We start from the raw sequence: 16,817 nt of genomic DNA, 5'->3' as shown, positions 1-16,817 counted from the left end.
AATAATAATAAAATATCATATTAATTTTTTAGCTTTACAAAAACCATTAATTTTAGTATAATTGATTTGTTTTTAAAATATTAAAAATACATAACTTAAAAATGGAGGCATACAGATGACAGATAAAAAGTTTTATATTACAACTCCGATATACTATCCTTCAGATTATTTGCATATTGGTCATTGCTACTGTACTATAGCAGCAGACACTATGGCTAGATACAAAAAAATAATGGGGTATGATGTTTATTTTTTAACAGGTACAGATGAGCATGGTGAGAAAATTGCAAGAAAAGCTGAAGCAGCAGGCACTACTCCTAAGGCTTATGTTGATAATATTGTTAATGCCACCAAAGAGTTATGGAAAAGACTTCATATTAATTACAGTCATTATATAAGAACTACTGATGACTATCATGAAAGAAGAGTTCAGAAAATATTTAAAATACTTTTTGATAAAGGATATATTTATAAGGGTGCTTATAAGGGGCTTTATTGTGTAAGCGATGAGGCATTTTTTACAGAAAGTCAGGTAGTAAAAAAAGATGACGGTAAGTTCTATTGTCCGGACTGCGAAAAAGAATTAGAATATAAAGAAGAAGAATGCTACTATCTTAAACTTTCACAGTACGGACAATGGTTAATAGATTATTATAAGGATCACCCTGAGTTTTTAGAGCCTAAAGAAAGACAAAATGAAATGCTTAAAAACTTCTTACTTCCGGGATTAGAGGATTTAGCAGTAAGCCGTAAGGGATTGCAATGGGGCATACCTTGTCCTGTTGACAGTGAGCATAGTATATATGTATGGATTGATGCTTTATCAAATTATATTACTGCTTTAGGATATCCAGAATATGGAGAAGATGAATTATATAAAAAATACTGGCCAGCTGATGTGCATTTTGTAGGCAAGGAGATAGTGCGTTTCCATGCTGTTATATGGCCTATAATGCTTAAAATGCTTGATATACCTCTTCCTAAAAAAGTATTCGGTCATGGCTGGGTTCTTTTTGATGACGGAAAGAAGATGAGTAAAAGCAGAGGAAATGTAGTTGACCCTAATACTTTGATAGATAAATACGGTGTTGATGCTTTAAGATATTTTTTGATGAGAGAGATTAATTTCGGTTCTGACGGATATTATTCTCAGGAGCTTTTCTTAAAGAGAATAAACAGCGATTTGGCCAATGATTATGGTAATTTATGGCATAGAATAACTACTATGCTTGGAAAATATTTTAATGGCGTACTTCCAGATGAGGCTGAAAGCGTATTTGGAGATAGAGAAAAAGAACTCAAAAAAATGGTTCTTACACTTGATGCCAATGTGGAATCAGCATTAGATAGTTTTAAATTTCATGAGGCATTATCATATATTTGGGAGGTTATAAGAATGACCAACAAATATGTAGAAGAGAGTGCTCCTTGGAATTTGGCTAAAGATGAAAGTAAAAAAGATCATTTAGCTAATGTAATGTATATATCTTTCCAAGTATACTATATAGTAACAGCTTATTTACAGATATTCTTTGTAGAAACTCCTAAAAAAGTATTTAACAGATTAGGTTTAGGAGATAGTGTTTCTTTGGAAAGTGCTAAGAAATGGGGTTCTTTAAAAGCTGGAATAAAAATAGAAAAGGGAGAGCCTTTATTTAATAGATATGACATAGAAAAAGAAATAGGGGTAAGTATGGAAGATAATAAAAAACAAATTAATCCTCCTAAAGAAGATAAACATAAAGCCAATATAGAAAAAGAAGATTTTGAAAAACTTGAACTTCTTACAGCTAAAATATTAGTTGCAGAAAAGGTAGAAAATGCTGATAAACTTTTAAAATTTGTGCTTGATATTGGCGGAGGCGAGCAGAGGGTAGTTGTATCTTCTATAGCAGAGTATTATAAGCCTGAAGAGATGGTGGGTAAAACAGTGCTTTATTTGGCAAATTTAAAGCCTAAAAAGTTTAGAGGTGTTACTTCTCATGGTATGCTTCTTTTGGCTGATAATGGAGAGACTCTTTCTCTTATGAAGCCGGAAAAAGATTTCGGCTCAGGCTGTTCAGTTAATTAATAATAAAACCAATATTATAATGAAAGATACTAAAGAAAGCAGACTTAAAAGAAAGTTAAAAAAAAATAAGCTTACCGATAAGCAGAAATCTTTAATAAAAAGATTAATAGCTATTTTTGTACTTATCATTATAATATTAGTTTCAGTTCTTATTGTAAATAAGGCTAGAATTCTTCGTGTAGAGATAAGGGGCTTAAAGAGATTAAATGCTATGGATATAATGGAAGAGGCTGGCTTATCAAAATACAATAATACAAGTCTATTCAATATACCGAAAAATGATATAACTTCTGATATAGAAAAAAATGTAAGAATCAAAGTAGAAAATATAAAAGCCTCATTCCCAGATTTGCTTATTATCAATGTAGATGAAAGAGACACATTATTTTTACTTGAATCAAGCAGAGGAATATATGAGATAACAGATGACGGATATATTATAAAAAACGGTAATATTTATAATTATGATGTGCCTTATATTACTGGTTTAAGTATTACTCAAAACAGTAATAAAGTAGAAGATGAGTATGCCAAGTATTTAGCTTCCGTAATTTATGAGCTTAAAAAAAATCATAATGAAATATACAATTTAATATCTGAAATTAATGCTTATGGAGACGATCTTATACTTTATCCTAGAGGCTATCAAGTACAGGTAATATTAGAAAAGTATGTGAAAGCAGAAAAGTTCGTTGATTTGGCTGCAGTATTAAAAACTGTTCAGTATCAGGATAATCAGACAAAAAGAATTGATTTCAGATTTAAAGAAGCAATCATTAATTAATAATTTTATTTTTTTAATATTATAACTAATAATTAATTTAATATATTTGTATTAAACGTATTATAAAATTGTATTTATATAATTATCTTTTAAATAAAATGCATTTTTTCATATAATAAACTCTTTTAATATTTAAAAAAAATATTAAATTATTATCGATATAAAATAAATTTACATGCTATTTTTTTTATATTAAAAAATATAATACAATAAATCTATATATATTTATAATATTTTTTAATATATGTTTACAATTTTTAATAATATGTTACATTTACAGTGTTTAGGAGAACTTATGGTATTAAATATTAATTTTACAAATAAAAATGATAAAGAATATGCTGATATTTTTATTAGTTTTTTAGAAAATAACAGTTTAGATGATTATTCAATGTCTATTTTATATAAAATAAGAAATCAATATGGTATAACAAGTGAAAGGGCATCTGAAATTGAAAATACTATAAAGGAAATGTTTGATAGTGAAGAGAATGTTAATTTTAGTTCTGAAAGTGAAAAGGATTATTATAATTTTTTAATGAGCTTTATAGAAAAGGGAAATATATCACATAAATATAGAAATATTATTGATAAAAAGAGAATAAAAAACTCTATAGTATATTCTAGGGCTAAAGAACTGGAAATATTATCTATTGAGAATAATAGAGTTGTTCAATAATATAATAATTTAATAATAAAATAAGCTATAGATATTATTTATGAAAATCTATAGCTTATTTTTTGTTTTAAAGCATTTTAGAAATTCACTTTATCTGGGTGATGTCCTGATCCTCCGAAATAAGGCATGCTGTTTATTGTTTTCATATCTTCATCGCTTATCACAAAATCAAATATTTCAGTATTTTCTTTTATTCGTGATGGAGTTACAGATTTTGGCAAAGGCAAAGTATTATTTTGTAAACACCATCTTATGCAAAGCTGAGCTATAGATTTATTATATTTTAAAGCTATTTGTTTTAGCGTATCATTATCAAGCATTTTTCCAGTACCCAAAGGACTCCAAGCCTCTATTAATATGTTATTATCATTGCAGTATTTAAAAGTTTCTTCCTGCATAAATCCAACATGAAACTCTATCTGATTAACCATAGGTTTAATCTCTGTTTCCATTAATGATTTTAAATGATGAGGCATAAAGTTAGATACCCCTATTGATTTTATTTTTCCTGCTTTATAAAGTTCAGTCATAGCTCTCCAAGTTTCCAAATTAATATTATCCCAATCTTTAAATTGATTTACAGATGCAGGCCAGTGAATAAGGTATAAATCTAAGTAATCAATACACAAATCATTAAGAGTTTTTTCAAAAGCTTTTAATGTTGTTTTATATCCTCTCTCTTTATTCCACACTTTGCTTGTGATAAAAAGTTCATCTCTATTAATACCGTTTTCTTTGATTGCTTTTCCAATACTTTTTTCATTCCCGTAAATTGCTGCTGTATCAATATGTTCGTATCCTAATTTTATGGCTTCTTTTACAGCATTTACAGCAGTTTCTCCGTCTGGCGTCTGCCAAGTACCGAATCCTATGCATGGAATTTTATATCCGTTACTTAATGTGAACGTGTCTTTTAAACTTTTAAAATCTTTCATTTATATATGCTCCGTAATAATTTTATTTAAATATTTATATTATATTATATTATATAATAAATAAAAATATTATGCATAGGAAATTTGTGGAAATTAATTTTATGAAAAAAATAATTTGTTTAGGAGACAGCACCACTTACGGATATATGGTAGGCAGGGAAAAGGTGTGGACTGAAATATTAAATGATAAATTTAATAATGAAGAACATAAAGACCTTAAATTTATAAATAAAGGCATTAACGGAGATATGATTTCTGGAATGCTTGCTCGTTTTGATATTGACTGCAAAAAAGAAAATGCTGATACTGTTATTTTGATGGGAGGAGTTAATGATATATTTACCTGCAAACCTGTAGAAAAAATAGAAAATAATTTAATAAGCATATTAAATAAATCTTTAGAAAATAATATTGATATAATAGTATTTACTCCGATTGCTTTTGTTAAGGAGGCATTTGATTTTTTTGAATCTAGCAATATAGAAGAGTTTGATAGTATTCTAAAAGAGTACGTTAATTTTATAAATAATTATACAAAAACAAATAATATAAAAAGTATAGATGTTTATAATCTATTTGTGAGTAAGATATTAAAAGAAAATCATTATTATGATATATTTTTTGACGGCGTTCATTTAAGCGAAAACGGACATAATGTATTTGCTTCAGAGATTTATAAAGAATTAAAAAAATACTTTTTAAAGTAAACTGACAAAATCTGTCATAAGTATATGCTAAATTAATAGTATCTTAATTATTGGGTACTAATTATGAATAAAAATAATAGTAATAGAAAAATAGGTTTAGTATTAGACGGAGGCGGAGCTAAAGGAGCATATCATATAGGAGTTTTTAAAGCTTTAAAAGAACTTGATATTATCCAATATATCAATACTATATCAGGTGCTTCTGTAGGAGCTTTAAATGCATGTTTATTTTCAATATATAATTTAAATTCTAAAATAGCAGAAAATATATGGCTCAATGAAGTTGAAGATAAAATATTAACTTTAAATTATAATAATGTTATAAACTCTTTATTTGAAATAAGAAAAAACTATATTAAGAATGCTGTAAATGAGATAATATCTGATTTTTTAAATGATGATAATATTTTATTTATTCCATTTATTAATTTTTTATCAACTTCAGCCATATTTTCCAGAGATGGTATCATGGAAATAATGGATAAATATTTATATGAAGAAACTATCAAAAAAATGAATATATATGTTTCATGTACTAATATTGATAATTTAAAACCATATTATTTCAAACTTAATAATTATTCACTAAAGACAATAAAAAAAATACTTTTAGCTTCATCAGCAATACCTGCAGTATTTCCTCCTGAAAATATAGAAGGTATATTATATATTGACGGAGGCATAAGCGATAATTCTCCAATAAGAGCTTTAAAAAATAATAAATTCACAGATATAATAGTTGTGCATTTAAAAAGGAATAGTAATTCAAATATTTTAAAAAATAAATTAGATAATAATTTAAATGTATATGAACTTTATCCTCAAAAAAATTTAGGTAATTTTTTTGAAGGTACTTTAAATTTTTCTAGTAATTTTATAAAAAAATGTATGCATCAAGGCTATATTGATGCTTTAACTCTATTAAAATGAGTTTCATTTTTGTTTTTTTATTTTTCATCTAAAAATTCATTAAATATATTAAAAAGTTTAGTATGTTTATTTTGTTTTTCTTTATCTTGAGTGTTTTTCTCAATTTCGATGTAGGATTTTATAAGATTAATACTAAAGTAGAGCTCAATGTTTTCATCATCTTCTTCTAATGCTTTTTTATAATATTCTAATGCCTCTTCATAATAACCTGCTTCTTCTTTTTCTTTAGCCTTGTCAAAATATGATTTATTTGTATATTTCATACAAGTATCCTGTAAATTAATATAAAAATATTCAAAATTATTAAAAAAAATTATATATCTTAATTGAATTTTTTTAAACATAATATATCATTAATAGTAATTTTTTTAGAGAAAAAATTATGTCAGTGTTAGAAAGCAGTATATCAGAAGTAAAAAAAGAAGAAAATAAATTATTGGCTATAATAGCATTGGTGCTTTTAAGTTTTGCCTTAGGTACAAGTGAGTTTATAGTCATAGGAGTTTTAACTGAAATAGCCGAGAGTTTTAATATTACAGAAGTTAAAGCCGGAGGTCTTGTTTCTATGTTTGCTTTGGCTTATTCTGTATGTACTCCTTTTTCAGCTGCTATAGCAGGTAAGTTTAATAGATTTCATTTTATAATATTTGCAAGCATAATATTTATCATTCTTAATTTTTTATGTTCATTAGCTTATAATTATACATTTCTCCTTATTTTAAGAATGCTCATTGCTGTAATTTCTGGTTCTCTGATATCGGTTTCAATATCTTTTAGTCCGTATGTATCATCAAAAGAAAAAAGACCAATGGTAGTGGCTTGGATTTACTCTGGATTTAGTATAGCCTCTATTTTCGGAGTGCCTATAGGAACAACTTTAAGCTACAATTTTGGCTGGCGTTCTTCTTTTATATTCATCTCTATTTTTAGTGCTGTTATGACTGTTTTAATGTTCATAACTCTTCCAAGAAATACAGTAAGTCATAAGGTAAAATTATTAAGTCAGTTTGTCTTATTTAAAGACAGGAGATTTATATTAAGTACTTTTACAATACTTTTCGGAGCCGCCTCTTCATATGTGCTGTACACTTATTTAAAACCTATTTTTCTTGATTATGTTCATATACCAAATAAATATATAAGTGCTGCATTACTTGTATTTGGTGTTGCTGTTCTTTTTAGTAATTTGCTTTCAGGTAAACTTGCAGAGCATAACGGAGTTTACAGATTAAGATTTATTTTTATAATGCAGTTTTTATGTATGATAATACTTCCTTTTGCTTTACTTAATATGGTGAGTGCCGCTATTGTAATACTTATTATAGGTTTTTTAATGTACTTAATGAACTCTCCTGTTCAGCTTAATATACTTGATTTTACAGAAAAAGAGTATCCTTCCTGCCTTACATTAGCTTCATCAAATAATTCATTTTCATTTAATTTTGGTATAGCTTTGGGATCATTTGTAGGAAGCAGTATATTTGATAATTTCGGAGTTAGGTTTGTAGGTTTTGGCGGAGCTGTATTATCTGTTCTTGCTTTTCTTTGTATTGTTATGCTTTATAATAGTAACAAGTCCAAAAATAACGTATAAAATGTATAAAATATATTTTTTAAAAATATTACTACTATACTAGTACTTGGTATAGGTATATTGTTTGGTATATTAATGATTTATTAAAGTTAATATAATTTACATTAAAAAGAATATAAATTATACAGTAACATGGTATATGTATAATTTATATAAATCAAATAAATTTTATTATATTTCTATTATTTTTTATCATAAAAATATGAAAAAAAAAACGTTTTTTTAAACATTCATATATATTTCATTGATAAAATTTCTATACTAGTTAATTATAGAACAAATAATTAAAAGATTGGAGGTAATAATGGATTTAAAAAAATCAAAAACAGCGGAAAATTTAAAAACTGCTTTTATTGGAGAGGCAATGGCAAGGTGCAAATATATGTACTATGCCGAAAAAGCTAGGGAAGATGGAATGGAAAATTTGGCATTAGCCTATGAGAAAGCCTCCAGAAATGAGCAGGAACATGGCAAATTATGGTTTGAACGCTATCATGGAATACTCTCAAAAGATGAAAATTTAAAAGATGCCATAGCAGGAGAAAACTACGAAGCTACAGATATGTATTTAAAATTTGCTGAAACTGCAAGAGAGGAAGGCTTTAATGATATAGCCATACTTTTTGAACATGTTGGAAAGATAGAAGAGGGGCACAAAAAGATGTTTGAAAAATATTTAGGAGATAATGTTCCTAATATTGATAAGTGGCAATGCAGTAAATGCGGTTATGTTCATAAAGACGGCACTGCTCCTAAGAGATGTCCAGTATGTGAGCAGTACAGAGTTGGAGGTATAAATTAATTTTTTGATATTTGGTAAAAAAATTAGTTATTATTTATTTATTATTATGTAGGAGGATATTTTATGTATAGTAAAAAAGCAGAGTTTTTAGCCGAGCTAGTAGGTTCTTTCTTTTTAATACTTTTAGGCTGCGGAGTTGTTGCTGCAGTTGTAGTATGTAATAATGGTGCTCCAGTTAATATTCATATAGCTTGGGGACTAGCTGTTATGTTTGGGGCTTATGTATCTGGTAAAATAAGCGGTGCACATTTAAATCCTGCACTTACTTTAGCATTGGCTGTTACAGGAAGATTTCCTTGGAATAAAGTATGGTATTATGTTATAGCTCAAATGATAGGATGTTTCCTTGGTGCTGCTGTAACATTTGCTGTTTATTATGCTAAATGGATAGAAGTAGACCCTACATTAACTACTACAGCCGGAGTATTTACAACTTTCCCAGCTGTTCCAGGATTTTTACCAGGTTTTATAGATCAAGTAGTAGGAACATTTATACTTGTATTTTTAATTCTTACAACAGGAGATGCTAATAATACACCAGCAGGCTCTAATTTAGGATACTTAATAGTTGGACTTATAGTAGTTGTTATAGGTATGTCATTTGGATTTATGCATGGTTATGCTATAAACCCAGCTAGAGATTTAGGACCTAGACTTTTTGCAGTTGTTGCGGGATTTAAAAATAACGGACTTACAGATGGAACTAATATATGGATAGTTCCTATAATAGGACCTATAGTAGGTGCTGTTTTAGGTGCTGTTTTATATGATTTTACAATAGGAAAGTCATTAGCTAAAGATAAACTTCAATGAATAGTTTATAGATTATTATTTTAATTAATTATAAAGGAGTTTTAATTATGTCAAAATATGTAGTTGCAATAGATCAAGGTACAACAAGCAGCAGAGCTATAGTATTTGATTATGATCAAAATATGGTATCAGTTGCACAAAAAGAGTTTACACAAATTTATCCTCATGAAGGCTGGGTTGAACATAATGCTGCAGAAATTTGGGCTACTCAGTTTGGGGTTTTGCAGGAAGCCATACAGATTGCAGGAGTTAAACCTGAAGAGATAGCTGCTATTGGTATTACAAATCAAAGAGAAACTACTGTTGTATGGGATAAAAATACTGGAGAGCCTATTTATAATGCTATAGTTTGGCAATGCAGAAGAACTGCTCCTATTTGCGATGAATTAAAACAAAAAGGTCTTGATACATACATAAGAGAAAATACTGGTTTGGTAGTAGATGCTTATTTCTCTGGTACCAAAATAAAATGGATACTCGATAATGTTCCTGGTGCTAGAGAAAAAGCTAATAAAGGCGATTTACTTTTCGGTACGATAGATACTTGGCTGGTATGGAAACTTACAGGCGGTAAAGTTCATGTTACTGACTATACTAATGCATCAAGAACTATGATTTATAATATCAAAGAACTTAAATGGGACGAAAACATTTTAAGAGAATTAGATATACCTATGAGTATGCTTCCAGAGGTAAAAGACTCTTCATGTGTTTATGGATACGCTAATATTAACGGTAAAGAAGTACCTATATCTGGAATAGCAGGAGACCAGCAGTCTGCATTATTCGGACAGGCTGGATTTAATAAAGGCGACACTAAAAATACTTATGGTACTGGAAGTTTCATTCTTATGAATATAGGAGAGAATTTTATATTAAGTAAGAACGGACTTATTACTACTATAGGCATAGGATATAACGGAAAAATAGAATATGCTTTGGAAGGTTCTGTATTTATAGCTGGTGCTGTTATACAGTGGGTAAGAGATGAATTAAGACTTCTTCATGATGCAAAAGATACTGAATATTTTGCTACAAAAGTAAAAGATACTAATGGAGTATATTTAGTACCTGCATTCGTTGGTCTTGGTGCTCCTTATTGGGATATGTATGCAAGAGGCTGTTTAGTAGGTATTACTAGAGGAGTTAATAGAAGTCATATAATAAGGGCTGCTGAAGAGGCTATAGCTTATCAGAGTAAAGATGTTATTGATGCTATGGTTGCTGACAGCGGTGTTAAACTTGCTTCATTAAAAGTAGACGGCGGAGCATGCAGAGATAATTTCTTAATGCAGTTCCAAGCTGATATTATTAATACAAAAGTTCTTCGTCCTCAAATAACAGAAACAACTGCTTTGGGTGCTGCTTATTTGGCCGGACTTGCTGTAGGATTCTGGAAGGATAAAGATGAAATTTCTAACAGATGGAAACTAGAGAGAGAATTCACTCCTTCACTTTCAGAAGAAGAGAGAAATAAAAAATATATGGGCTGGAAGAAAGCTGTTGAGAGATCAAGAGGCTGGGCTTTATAATTTCTTATTGTCATTATCTTGCATATTAATATTCATTTGTAATAATTGAATATTAATATGCATTTAGTTCTTACTTATTTCAATTAATAACATCTAATATAATTTACGAGGGATATATAATGTATGATATATTAATTATTGGTGCTGGTGTGTCTGGTACTTCTTCAGCACGCGAACTATCTAGGTATAAGGCTAGTATATGTGTTGTAGAAAGAGGCGAAGATGTTTGTTCAGGCACTTCAAAATCCAACAGCGGAATAGTGCATGCAGGTTTTGATGCGGCAAACGGATCTCTTATGGCTAAGTTAAATGTTCTTGGAAATAAGATGATGAAAAAAATATCAGAAGACCTTGATGTGCCTTTTAAACAGAATGGTTCACTTGTAGTATGTACTAATGAAGAGGATATTCCTAATCTTAAAGCTATATATGAAAGAGGAATAAAAAACGGAGTTGAAGGACTTCAAATATTAAATAGAGAAGAAGTTCATAAAAAAGAGCCTAATCTAAACGACAATGTATGTGCTGCTTTGTATGCTCCTACGGGAGGTATAGTAGATCCATTCATTTTAAATATTGCTTATGCTGAAAATGCTTATGCTAACGGAGTCGAATTCAAGTTCTATACTGAAGTTATAAATATCAAAAAACTTGATGACGGCACTTTTGAAGCTAAAACTAATAACGGAACTATAAAAGCTAAATATATTGTTAATGCTGCTGGAGTTTATGCTGATAAGTTTCATAATATGATGAGCAAAAACAAAATACATATTACTCCAAGAAGAGGCGACTATATATTACTTGACAAGGAAGTTGATAACTTAGTAACTTCTACAATATTTGCACTTCCTACCAAATTGGGTAAAGGTATATTAGTTACTCCTACAGCTCATGGTAATATAATGCTTGGACCTACAGCTATTGATATAGAAGATAAAGAGGGTTTAAATACCACAGCAGATGGGCTTGCTCAGATTATAGAAAAGTCAAAACTCACAGTAAAAAATATACCGTATAATAAGGTTATAACTTCATTCTGCGGGCTTCGTCCTCATGAAGATAATCATGAGTTTATCATAAAAGAGCTTGAAGACTGCGAAGGATTTTTCGACTGTGCTGGTATAGAATCACCTGGTCTTGTTTCTTCTCCTGCCATTGGTTTAATGGTTGCTGATATTGTAAGCAAGAAAGGAAACTTCGAGAAAAAAGAAAACTTTATAGAAAAAAGAAAAGGAATAACACATTTTAATAAACTTTCTAATGAAGAGAAAAATAAACTCATAAAAGAAAATCCTTTATACGGACATATAATATGCAGATGTGAAAAGGTAACTGAGGGTGAGATTGTAGAAGCTATAAAAAGTCCTATAGGAGCTAAATCTCTTGACGGAGTAAAAAGAAGAGTACGTGCTGGTCTTGGAAGATGTCAGGGCGGTTTCTGTTCTCCTAAGATTATAGAGATTTTAGCTAGAGAACTTAATGTTTCTCCTTTAACTATTACAAAATGCGGAAAAGGTTCTGAAATAGTTATTGGTTATGACAAGGAAACTTTTTAATATGTATTGAATATAAGTTAATAGCCTATTTTATGTTAAAAATGCAGTTCTTTTGGTTCTTTTATACCAATAAAAGAACTGGGGTGCGGGGCAAAGCCCTGCAAATCCGAAATTAAAAAAACTACTTTTTAACAAAAATAAAATTTTTAGTGCATAAAGTATAATACAGTTTATAGATAAAAAATAAACGAGGTAAAAAATGGAATCTTATGATGTTGTTGTTATAGGCGGAGGACCTGCCGGACTTGCCGCTGCCATTTCTGCTAAAGAAAATGGAATAGATAATTTGCTTATGCTAGAGCGTGATGAGGTGCTTGGAGGCATACTCAATCAATGCATACATAATGGTTTTGGGCTTCATAGATTCGGCGAAGAGCTTACTGGTCCTGAATATGCTTACAGATTTATAGAAAAAGTTTATGATTTAAATATTAATTATAAACTTAATACTATGGTTTTGGATATTGTACTCAATAATGACAAAACTAAAAAAATTATTTATATAAATAAAGAAGAAGGTTTAGTTGAGATTAATGCCAAAGCTGTGATACTTGCTATGGGCTGCCGTGAGCGTTCAAGAGGGGCTTTGAATATACCTGGTTTCAGACCTGCTGGAATATTTTCTGCGGGGGCTGCTCAGCATTTAGTTAATATTGAAGGATATATGCCTGGAAAAGAAGTTGTTATACTTGGTTCTGGGGATATAGGACTTATTATGGCTAGGAGAATGACTTTTGAAGGTGCTAAAGTAAAAGTAGTAGCTGAAATACTTCCTTTCTCTGGAGGGCTTAAAAGAAATATAGTTCAATGTTTGGACGATTTCGGAATTCCTCTTAAACTTAGTCATACAGTTATAGATATTAAGGGAAAAGAAAGACTTGAAGGTGTTACTATAGCAAAAGTTGATGAGAATATGAAGCCTATAAAAGGTACTGAAGAATATTATTCATGCGATACTTTGCTTTTGTCTGTTGGTCTTATACCAGAAAATGAGCTTTCAAAAGAGATTGGCGTTGAGATTAATCCTATAACCTCTGGTGCTATAGTAAATGAAAGTTTGGAGACTAATATTGACGGAGTATTCTCCTGCGGTAATGTTCTTCATGTTCATGACTTGGTAGATTTTGTTTCTGAAGAGGCTGAAACTGCTGGAAAGAGTGCTGCCGAGTATGTGCTTAAAAACAAAAGAAGAGATAATACAAATTCTATATCTCTAAAAGGCTCTAATGGTGTGAGATATACTGTACCTTCTATGATTAATGCTCATAATGTAGATGATCATGTTATGGTAAGGTTTAGAGTAAGTGCTATATTCCAAAACAAATTCTTAAATGTGTATTTTGACGGAGAGAGAGTAATGCATAAAAAGCATTTGATATTTGCTCCCGGTGAAATGGAGAGTGTTAAACTAGATAAGGCTATGCTTTCAAAAGAAGGTCTTAAAAATATTGAGTTTAAGATAGAGGATAATTAATATAATTTGGAGTTTATATTTATGCATCAAACTTTAAGGTTAGTTTATCCGCAGTGGCAGGGCGGTATAATATCGCATTGGATAAAGGAGTTAAAGCCTGAAGATTCTTCAAGAGGATATTATTTAGGAGCTAAACTTCTAAGTATATTAGCACCAGAAAATAATGCTCATAAAACTATAGAAGTTCCTGTTTCTCTTAATATAGAAAAAAGAGAAATAAAAAATGGTATTATGGATTATGATTATATAGTAAAACAAACTAATAGTGCCTTAGATATACTAAATAAAAACAATCCGGATAAAATAATAGTTTTCGGAGGAGAATGTTCTGTAAGTGTTGCTCCTTTTACATATTTAAACAAAAAATATAATAATGATATAGCTTTAATATGGATAGATGCTCACCCTGATATAACTTTACCTAAAGACAATACTTATGCAGGATATCATGCTATGGCTGTAAGTGCCTGCATGGGTAAAATAGATGCAGTAAATAATCTTCCAAGTAAAATTTCAGCAGAGAATATTTTATTTGTAGGGCTTAGAGATTGGGAGAGAGATGAGATAAAGGTACGTCAAAAAGAGTATGGCATAAAGCATTTTGCTCCTGAAGAGATTTCCAAGTCAAGTGAATGTATAATAAAATGGCTCAAAGAATGCAAAGCTAGTAAAGTATTAATACATTTTGATTTAGATGTTCTTGACCCTAATGAAATAATAGCGGCTGTCGGTGTTTCTCCAAATGGGATGAAAATTAATGAAGTTGTTAGGGTTATAAATGATATAGCAAGAGAAAAAGAATTAGTAGGTCTTACTATAGCCGAGCATATGCCGAGAGTAGAGATACTTATGAAAAATATGATGGCTGAGCTGCCTTTATTTAATTAGCTAATTATAAACTAAAAACTATTAAAAAATAAAAGGAAGTAATTTATGGAAAAAAAAGAATTAACTTGTATATGCTGCCCTATGGGCTGTGCTTTATCTGTGGAGATGGACGGAAATCAGGTTATGAGTGTAAGCGGTAATACCTGCAAGAGAGGAGACACTTATGCCAGAGATGAGGTTGTTCGTCCAGTAAGAATGGTTGCTTCTATAGTGAAAATTAAAAATGGAAAATTGAAAATGCTTCCAGTAAAAACTAAAGAGGCTATAGATAAATCAAGAATTAATGAATGTTTAGAGGCTTTAAAAACTGTAGAAGTCAATGCTCCAGTTCATATTGGAGATGTTGTGCTTCATAATGCTGCAGGTACTGATATAGTAGCTGCTAGAAATATAGAAGCTCTTTAATTTTTTTATTTATTAATATAATACTCATTTTGATGTTAATAGATTAGTATTATATTTAATAATTTATATTAAACTTGCTTCAAAAATAAATTAATAATTATTAAAATAAAACCTAATTTTTACTAAAATATTCTTTGAGTTTATTTTCTTCAATATTAAGAGCTATAATTTTTTTGCTGCTTTTCTCACCCTTTAATATTTCAACATCTCTTTTTTTTATATTAAGTTCATTAGCCAAAAAGTCTATTATAGCCTTATTAGCCTTGCCGTCTATAGCCTTAGCCATAATGCGAATAGAATAAGCCCCATTCTCGAATTTAAAACTATTAGATTTAGCTCCCGCTGTTACTTTAACTTCTATATTCATAATATTATAGCTGTTATATTTTTTTTATTTCCATGTTATTTATTAATTTTACATATATTAGTAAACCCAGCAGTAGGTACTCCTAAAGCCCTTATAAGCCTAGCCCAATAATTTACCTGTGCTGCAGTAGATGCTAATATAAGTATCGCTCTCTCTGAATATTCTTTTTTTATTTCTGTTATTAATTTTTCAGATATAATCACTGGTGTTTTTGTGATAGCCGAAATATATTTTAAAGCAGTCTTTTCTTTACTTGACATTGTAGGGCATGTTTCTATATCTTTATTTTGTAAATATTTTATTTCTTCTTCAGTTACACTGTCTTTATCATATTCAAAGCTGTTCATATCTATACAAAATGGGCATGCTATATCTATAGAGATTTGTATTCTTATGAGTTTTAAAAGTCTTTTAGGCACTTCCTTATCATCATGCGTAATTAATGCCTCCATTATACCAGAACTTATTGCAGTTTTAGGATTCCAAGCTAAAATCTTTGGAAGTAATAAGTCTTTTTTTACTTTCTTTTTTGCTATCCACATTGGAAGTTTTAAAAATATAGGTATTTTTTTGGGAGGCTTTATATATGCATCTTCTATGCTTTCAAAATAATTGTCTTTATCTTTAATTTGAAAATTGATTAGATTATTCATTATTTCCTATCCTAATATAGTTTTTGTTTTGTATTAATTTATACTAAAAATTTTTAACTTTGTCAACCGCGAGCTCTCCCTCATTTTCATTCTGGACACACGGTATTGTTTATTCTTATCAAATGTAAACGCGATCTAACGAAGTGAGAAAGTACCCGAGACAAAGTCCGGCGGGAAAAAGAACAACAAAAAATTGACAAACTTAAAAATTTTTAGTATATACCTAAACAATTACAATTTGTCAAAAAATTAATTTTTTAAATTTTGATATTTGCGGGGCTTTCCCCCACACCCCAGTTCTTTTATTGGTATAAAAGAATCAAAAGAACTGCATTTTTGGCCTAAATTTCGGGTATTACCATACATTTAATACATATTTTTAAAATATAAAGTTCTAGCAATAGCGTTTTTCGTGAAACGTATCCGAAGGATAAAAACTTTTGGCGAAGCCCGCCTGTGGCGTGTGCGGAAAAAAGTTGATAATTTTTGTATAATGTGCACCAATTGACAAAATAAAATTGTTCCAGTATATACCTAAACAAATATAGTTTGTCAAAAAATAAATTTTTTAAATTTTGATATTTGTGGGGCTTTGCCCCACACCCCAGTTCTTTTGTTGGCACA

General features: G+C 29.5%; 17 protein-coding genes. 13 read left to right on the top strand and 4 right to left on the bottom strand.

Annotation, left to right across the window (positions count from 1 at the left end; all coding sequences use genetic code 11):
- Window positions 1-115 precede the first annotated feature (115 nt).
- The 3 genes from metG (at window position 116) to Q1X91_RS03880 (ending at window position 3,534) form a co-directional block, all read left to right on the top strand.
- Window positions 116-2,071: a methionine--tRNA ligase gene (gene metG / locus Q1X91_RS03890; protein ID WP_300753567.1), complete on the top strand. Its 1,956-nt coding sequence runs from the start codon at window positions 116-118 to the stop codon at window positions 2,069-2,071.
- A 19-nt stretch (window positions 2,072-2,090) separates the two neighbouring features.
- Window positions 2,091-2,855: an FtsQ-type POTRA domain-containing protein gene (locus Q1X91_RS03885; protein WP_300753565.1), complete on the top strand. Its 765-nt coding sequence runs from the start codon at window positions 2,091-2,093 to the stop codon at window positions 2,853-2,855.
- Window positions 2,856-3,150: 295 nt separating this feature from the next.
- Window positions 3,151-3,534, top strand: a complete 384-nt coding sequence (locus Q1X91_RS03880) for a hypothetical protein (RefSeq protein WP_300753564.1) — start codon at window positions 3,151-3,153, stop codon at window positions 3,532-3,534.
- A 77-nt stretch (window positions 3,535-3,611) separates the two neighbouring features.
- Here the strand turns inward: Q1X91_RS03880 and Q1X91_RS03875 are convergent, their stop codons facing one another.
- A complete protein-coding gene (locus Q1X91_RS03875; protein ID WP_300753563.1) occupies window positions 3,612-4,469 on the bottom strand; it encodes an aldo/keto reductase in 858 nt (285 codons plus the stop codon).
- Window positions 4,470-4,570: 101 nt separating this feature from the next.
- Between Q1X91_RS03875 and Q1X91_RS03870 the strand changes: the two genes are divergently transcribed.
- Together Q1X91_RS03870 and Q1X91_RS03865 are read left to right on the top strand one after the other, a co-directional pair.
- Entirely contained in the window at window positions 4,571-5,176 is a 606-nt protein-coding gene (locus Q1X91_RS03870; protein ID WP_300753562.1) for a GDSL-type esterase/lipase family protein, read from the top strand.
- Between the two features lie 63 nt (window positions 5,177-5,239).
- A complete protein-coding gene (locus Q1X91_RS03865) occupies window positions 5,240-6,106 on the top strand; it encodes a patatin-like phospholipase family protein (protein ID WP_300753560.1) in 867 nt (288 codons plus the stop codon).
- Between the two features lie 17 nt (window positions 6,107-6,123).
- Here Q1X91_RS03865 and Q1X91_RS03860 read toward each other — a convergent pair whose 3' ends face one another.
- A complete protein-coding gene (locus tag Q1X91_RS03860; protein WP_300753559.1) occupies window positions 6,124-6,369 on the bottom strand; it encodes a hypothetical protein in 246 nt (81 codons plus the stop codon).
- A gap of 119 nt (window positions 6,370-6,488) precedes the next feature.
- Between Q1X91_RS03860 and Q1X91_RS03855 the strand changes: the two genes are divergently transcribed.
- From Q1X91_RS03855 to Q1X91_RS03820, 8 genes are all read left to right on the top strand, one after another.
- A complete protein-coding gene (locus tag Q1X91_RS03855) occupies window positions 6,489-7,700 on the top strand; it encodes an MFS transporter (protein ID WP_300753558.1) in 1,212 nt (403 codons plus the stop codon).
- A gap of 304 nt (window positions 7,701-8,004) precedes the next feature.
- On the top strand, window positions 8,005-8,502 hold the full coding sequence (locus Q1X91_RS03850; protein WP_300753556.1) for a ferritin family protein: 498 nt from the start codon (window positions 8,005-8,007) through the stop codon (window positions 8,500-8,502).
- Between the two features lie 63 nt (window positions 8,503-8,565).
- Window positions 8,566-9,315, top strand: a complete 750-nt coding sequence (locus Q1X91_RS03845; RefSeq protein WP_300753554.1) for an MIP/aquaporin family protein — start codon at window positions 8,566-8,568, stop codon at window positions 9,313-9,315.
- Between the two features lie 47 nt (window positions 9,316-9,362).
- Window positions 9,363-10,847: a glycerol kinase GlpK gene (gene glpK / locus Q1X91_RS03840; protein WP_300753552.1), complete on the top strand. Its 1,485-nt coding sequence runs from the start codon at window positions 9,363-9,365 to the stop codon at window positions 10,845-10,847.
- 119 nt (window positions 10,848-10,966) lie between these two features.
- The gene (locus tag Q1X91_RS03835; protein ID WP_300753550.1) at window positions 10,967-12,406 is read left to right on the top strand and encodes an NAD(P)/FAD-dependent oxidoreductase; all 1,440 of its coding nucleotides are present in this window, start codon (window positions 10,967-10,969) and stop codon (window positions 12,404-12,406) included.
- A 199-nt stretch (window positions 12,407-12,605) separates the two neighbouring features.
- Complete coding sequence (locus Q1X91_RS03830; RefSeq protein ID WP_300753548.1) at window positions 12,606-13,880, top strand: FAD-dependent oxidoreductase; 1,275 nt, start codon at window positions 12,606-12,608, stop codon at window positions 13,878-13,880.
- 21 nt (window positions 13,881-13,901) lie between these two features.
- A complete protein-coding gene (locus tag Q1X91_RS03825) occupies window positions 13,902-14,768 on the top strand; it encodes an arginase family protein (RefSeq protein WP_300753547.1) in 867 nt (288 codons plus the stop codon).
- Window positions 14,769-14,813: 45 nt separating this feature from the next.
- Window positions 14,814-15,173 carry a DUF1667 domain-containing protein gene (locus tag Q1X91_RS03820; RefSeq protein WP_300753545.1) on the top strand — a complete coding sequence of 120 codons (360 nt, stop codon included), beginning with the start codon at window positions 14,814-14,816 and terminating at the stop codon, window positions 15,171-15,173.
- A gap of 112 nt (window positions 15,174-15,285) precedes the next feature.
- On the opposite strand, the gene Q1X91_RS03815 is transcribed toward Q1X91_RS03820, so the two are convergent.
- Both Q1X91_RS03815 and Q1X91_RS03810 read right to left on the bottom strand, forming a co-directional pair.
- Window positions 15,286-15,540: a DUF167 domain-containing protein gene (locus tag Q1X91_RS03815; RefSeq protein ID WP_300753543.1), complete on the bottom strand. Its 255-nt coding sequence runs from the start codon at window positions 15,538-15,540 to the stop codon at window positions 15,286-15,288.
- 35 nt (window positions 15,541-15,575) lie between these two features.
- Window positions 15,576-16,193, bottom strand: a complete 618-nt coding sequence (locus tag Q1X91_RS03810) for a carboxymuconolactone decarboxylase family protein (RefSeq protein ID WP_300753541.1) — start codon at window positions 16,191-16,193, stop codon at window positions 15,576-15,578.
- Between the last annotated feature and the right edge of the window lie 624 nt (window positions 16,194-16,817).

Source organism: uncultured Brachyspira sp. (assembly GCF_949287625.1).
Lineage (GTDB): Bacteria > Spirochaetota > Brachyspiria > Brachyspirales > Brachyspiraceae > Brachyspira.
Note: the sequence above shows the minus strand (reverse complement) of the source record. Positions and strands in the feature narration are given on the sequence as shown.

What these genes read in the sequence shown, in the direction of transcription:
- Q1X91_RS03870 (WP_300753562.1), top strand. Translation starts at nt 4,571, where the DNA reads ATGAAAAAAATAATTTGTTTAGGAGACAGCACCACTTACGGATATATG.
- Q1X91_RS03825 (WP_300753547.1), top strand. Translation starts at nt 13,902, where the DNA reads ATGCATCAAACTTTAAGGTTAGTTTATCCGCAGTGGCAGGGCGGTATA.
- Q1X91_RS03875 (WP_300753563.1), bottom strand. Translation starts at nt 4,469, where the DNA reads ATGAAAGATTTTAAAAGTTTAAAAGACACGTTCACATTAAGTAACGGA.
- Q1X91_RS03865 (WP_300753560.1), top strand. Translation starts at nt 5,240, where the DNA reads ATGAATAAAAATAATAGTAATAGAAAAATAGGTTTAGTATTAGACGGA.
- Q1X91_RS03855 (WP_300753558.1), top strand. Translation starts at nt 6,489, where the DNA reads ATGTCAGTGTTAGAAAGCAGTATATCAGAAGTAAAAAAAGAAGAAAAT.
- Q1X91_RS03880 (WP_300753564.1), top strand. Translation starts at nt 3,151, where the DNA reads ATGGTATTAAATATTAATTTTACAAATAAAAATGATAAAGAATATGCT.
- metG (WP_300753567.1), top strand. Translation starts at nt 116, where the DNA reads ATGACAGATAAAAAGTTTTATATTACAACTCCGATATACTATCCTTCA.
- Q1X91_RS03885 (WP_300753565.1), top strand. Translation starts at nt 2,091, where the DNA reads ATGAAAGATACTAAAGAAAGCAGACTTAAAAGAAAGTTAAAAAAAAAT.
- Q1X91_RS03830 (WP_300753548.1), top strand. Translation starts at nt 12,606, where the DNA reads ATGGAATCTTATGATGTTGTTGTTATAGGCGGAGGACCTGCCGGACTT.
- Q1X91_RS03850 (WP_300753556.1), top strand. Translation starts at nt 8,005, where the DNA reads ATGGATTTAAAAAAATCAAAAACAGCGGAAAATTTAAAAACTGCTTTT.
- Q1X91_RS03860 (WP_300753559.1), bottom strand. Translation starts at nt 6,369, where the DNA reads ATGAAATATACAAATAAATCATATTTTGACAAGGCTAAAGAAAAAGAA.
- glpK (WP_300753552.1), top strand. Translation starts at nt 9,363, where the DNA reads ATGTCAAAATATGTAGTTGCAATAGATCAAGGTACAACAAGCAGCAGA.
- Q1X91_RS03820 (WP_300753545.1), top strand. Translation starts at nt 14,814, where the DNA reads ATGGAAAAAAAAGAATTAACTTGTATATGCTGCCCTATGGGCTGTGCT.
- Q1X91_RS03815 (WP_300753543.1), bottom strand. Translation starts at nt 15,540, where the DNA reads ATGAATATAGAAGTTAAAGTAACAGCGGGAGCTAAATCTAATAGTTTT.
- Q1X91_RS03845 (WP_300753554.1), top strand. Translation starts at nt 8,566, where the DNA reads ATGTATAGTAAAAAAGCAGAGTTTTTAGCCGAGCTAGTAGGTTCTTTC.
- Q1X91_RS03810 (WP_300753541.1), bottom strand. Translation starts at nt 16,193, where the DNA reads ATGAATAATCTAATCAATTTTCAAATTAAAGATAAAGACAATTATTTT.
- Q1X91_RS03835 (WP_300753550.1), top strand. Translation starts at nt 10,967, where the DNA reads ATGTATGATATATTAATTATTGGTGCTGGTGTGTCTGGTACTTCTTCA.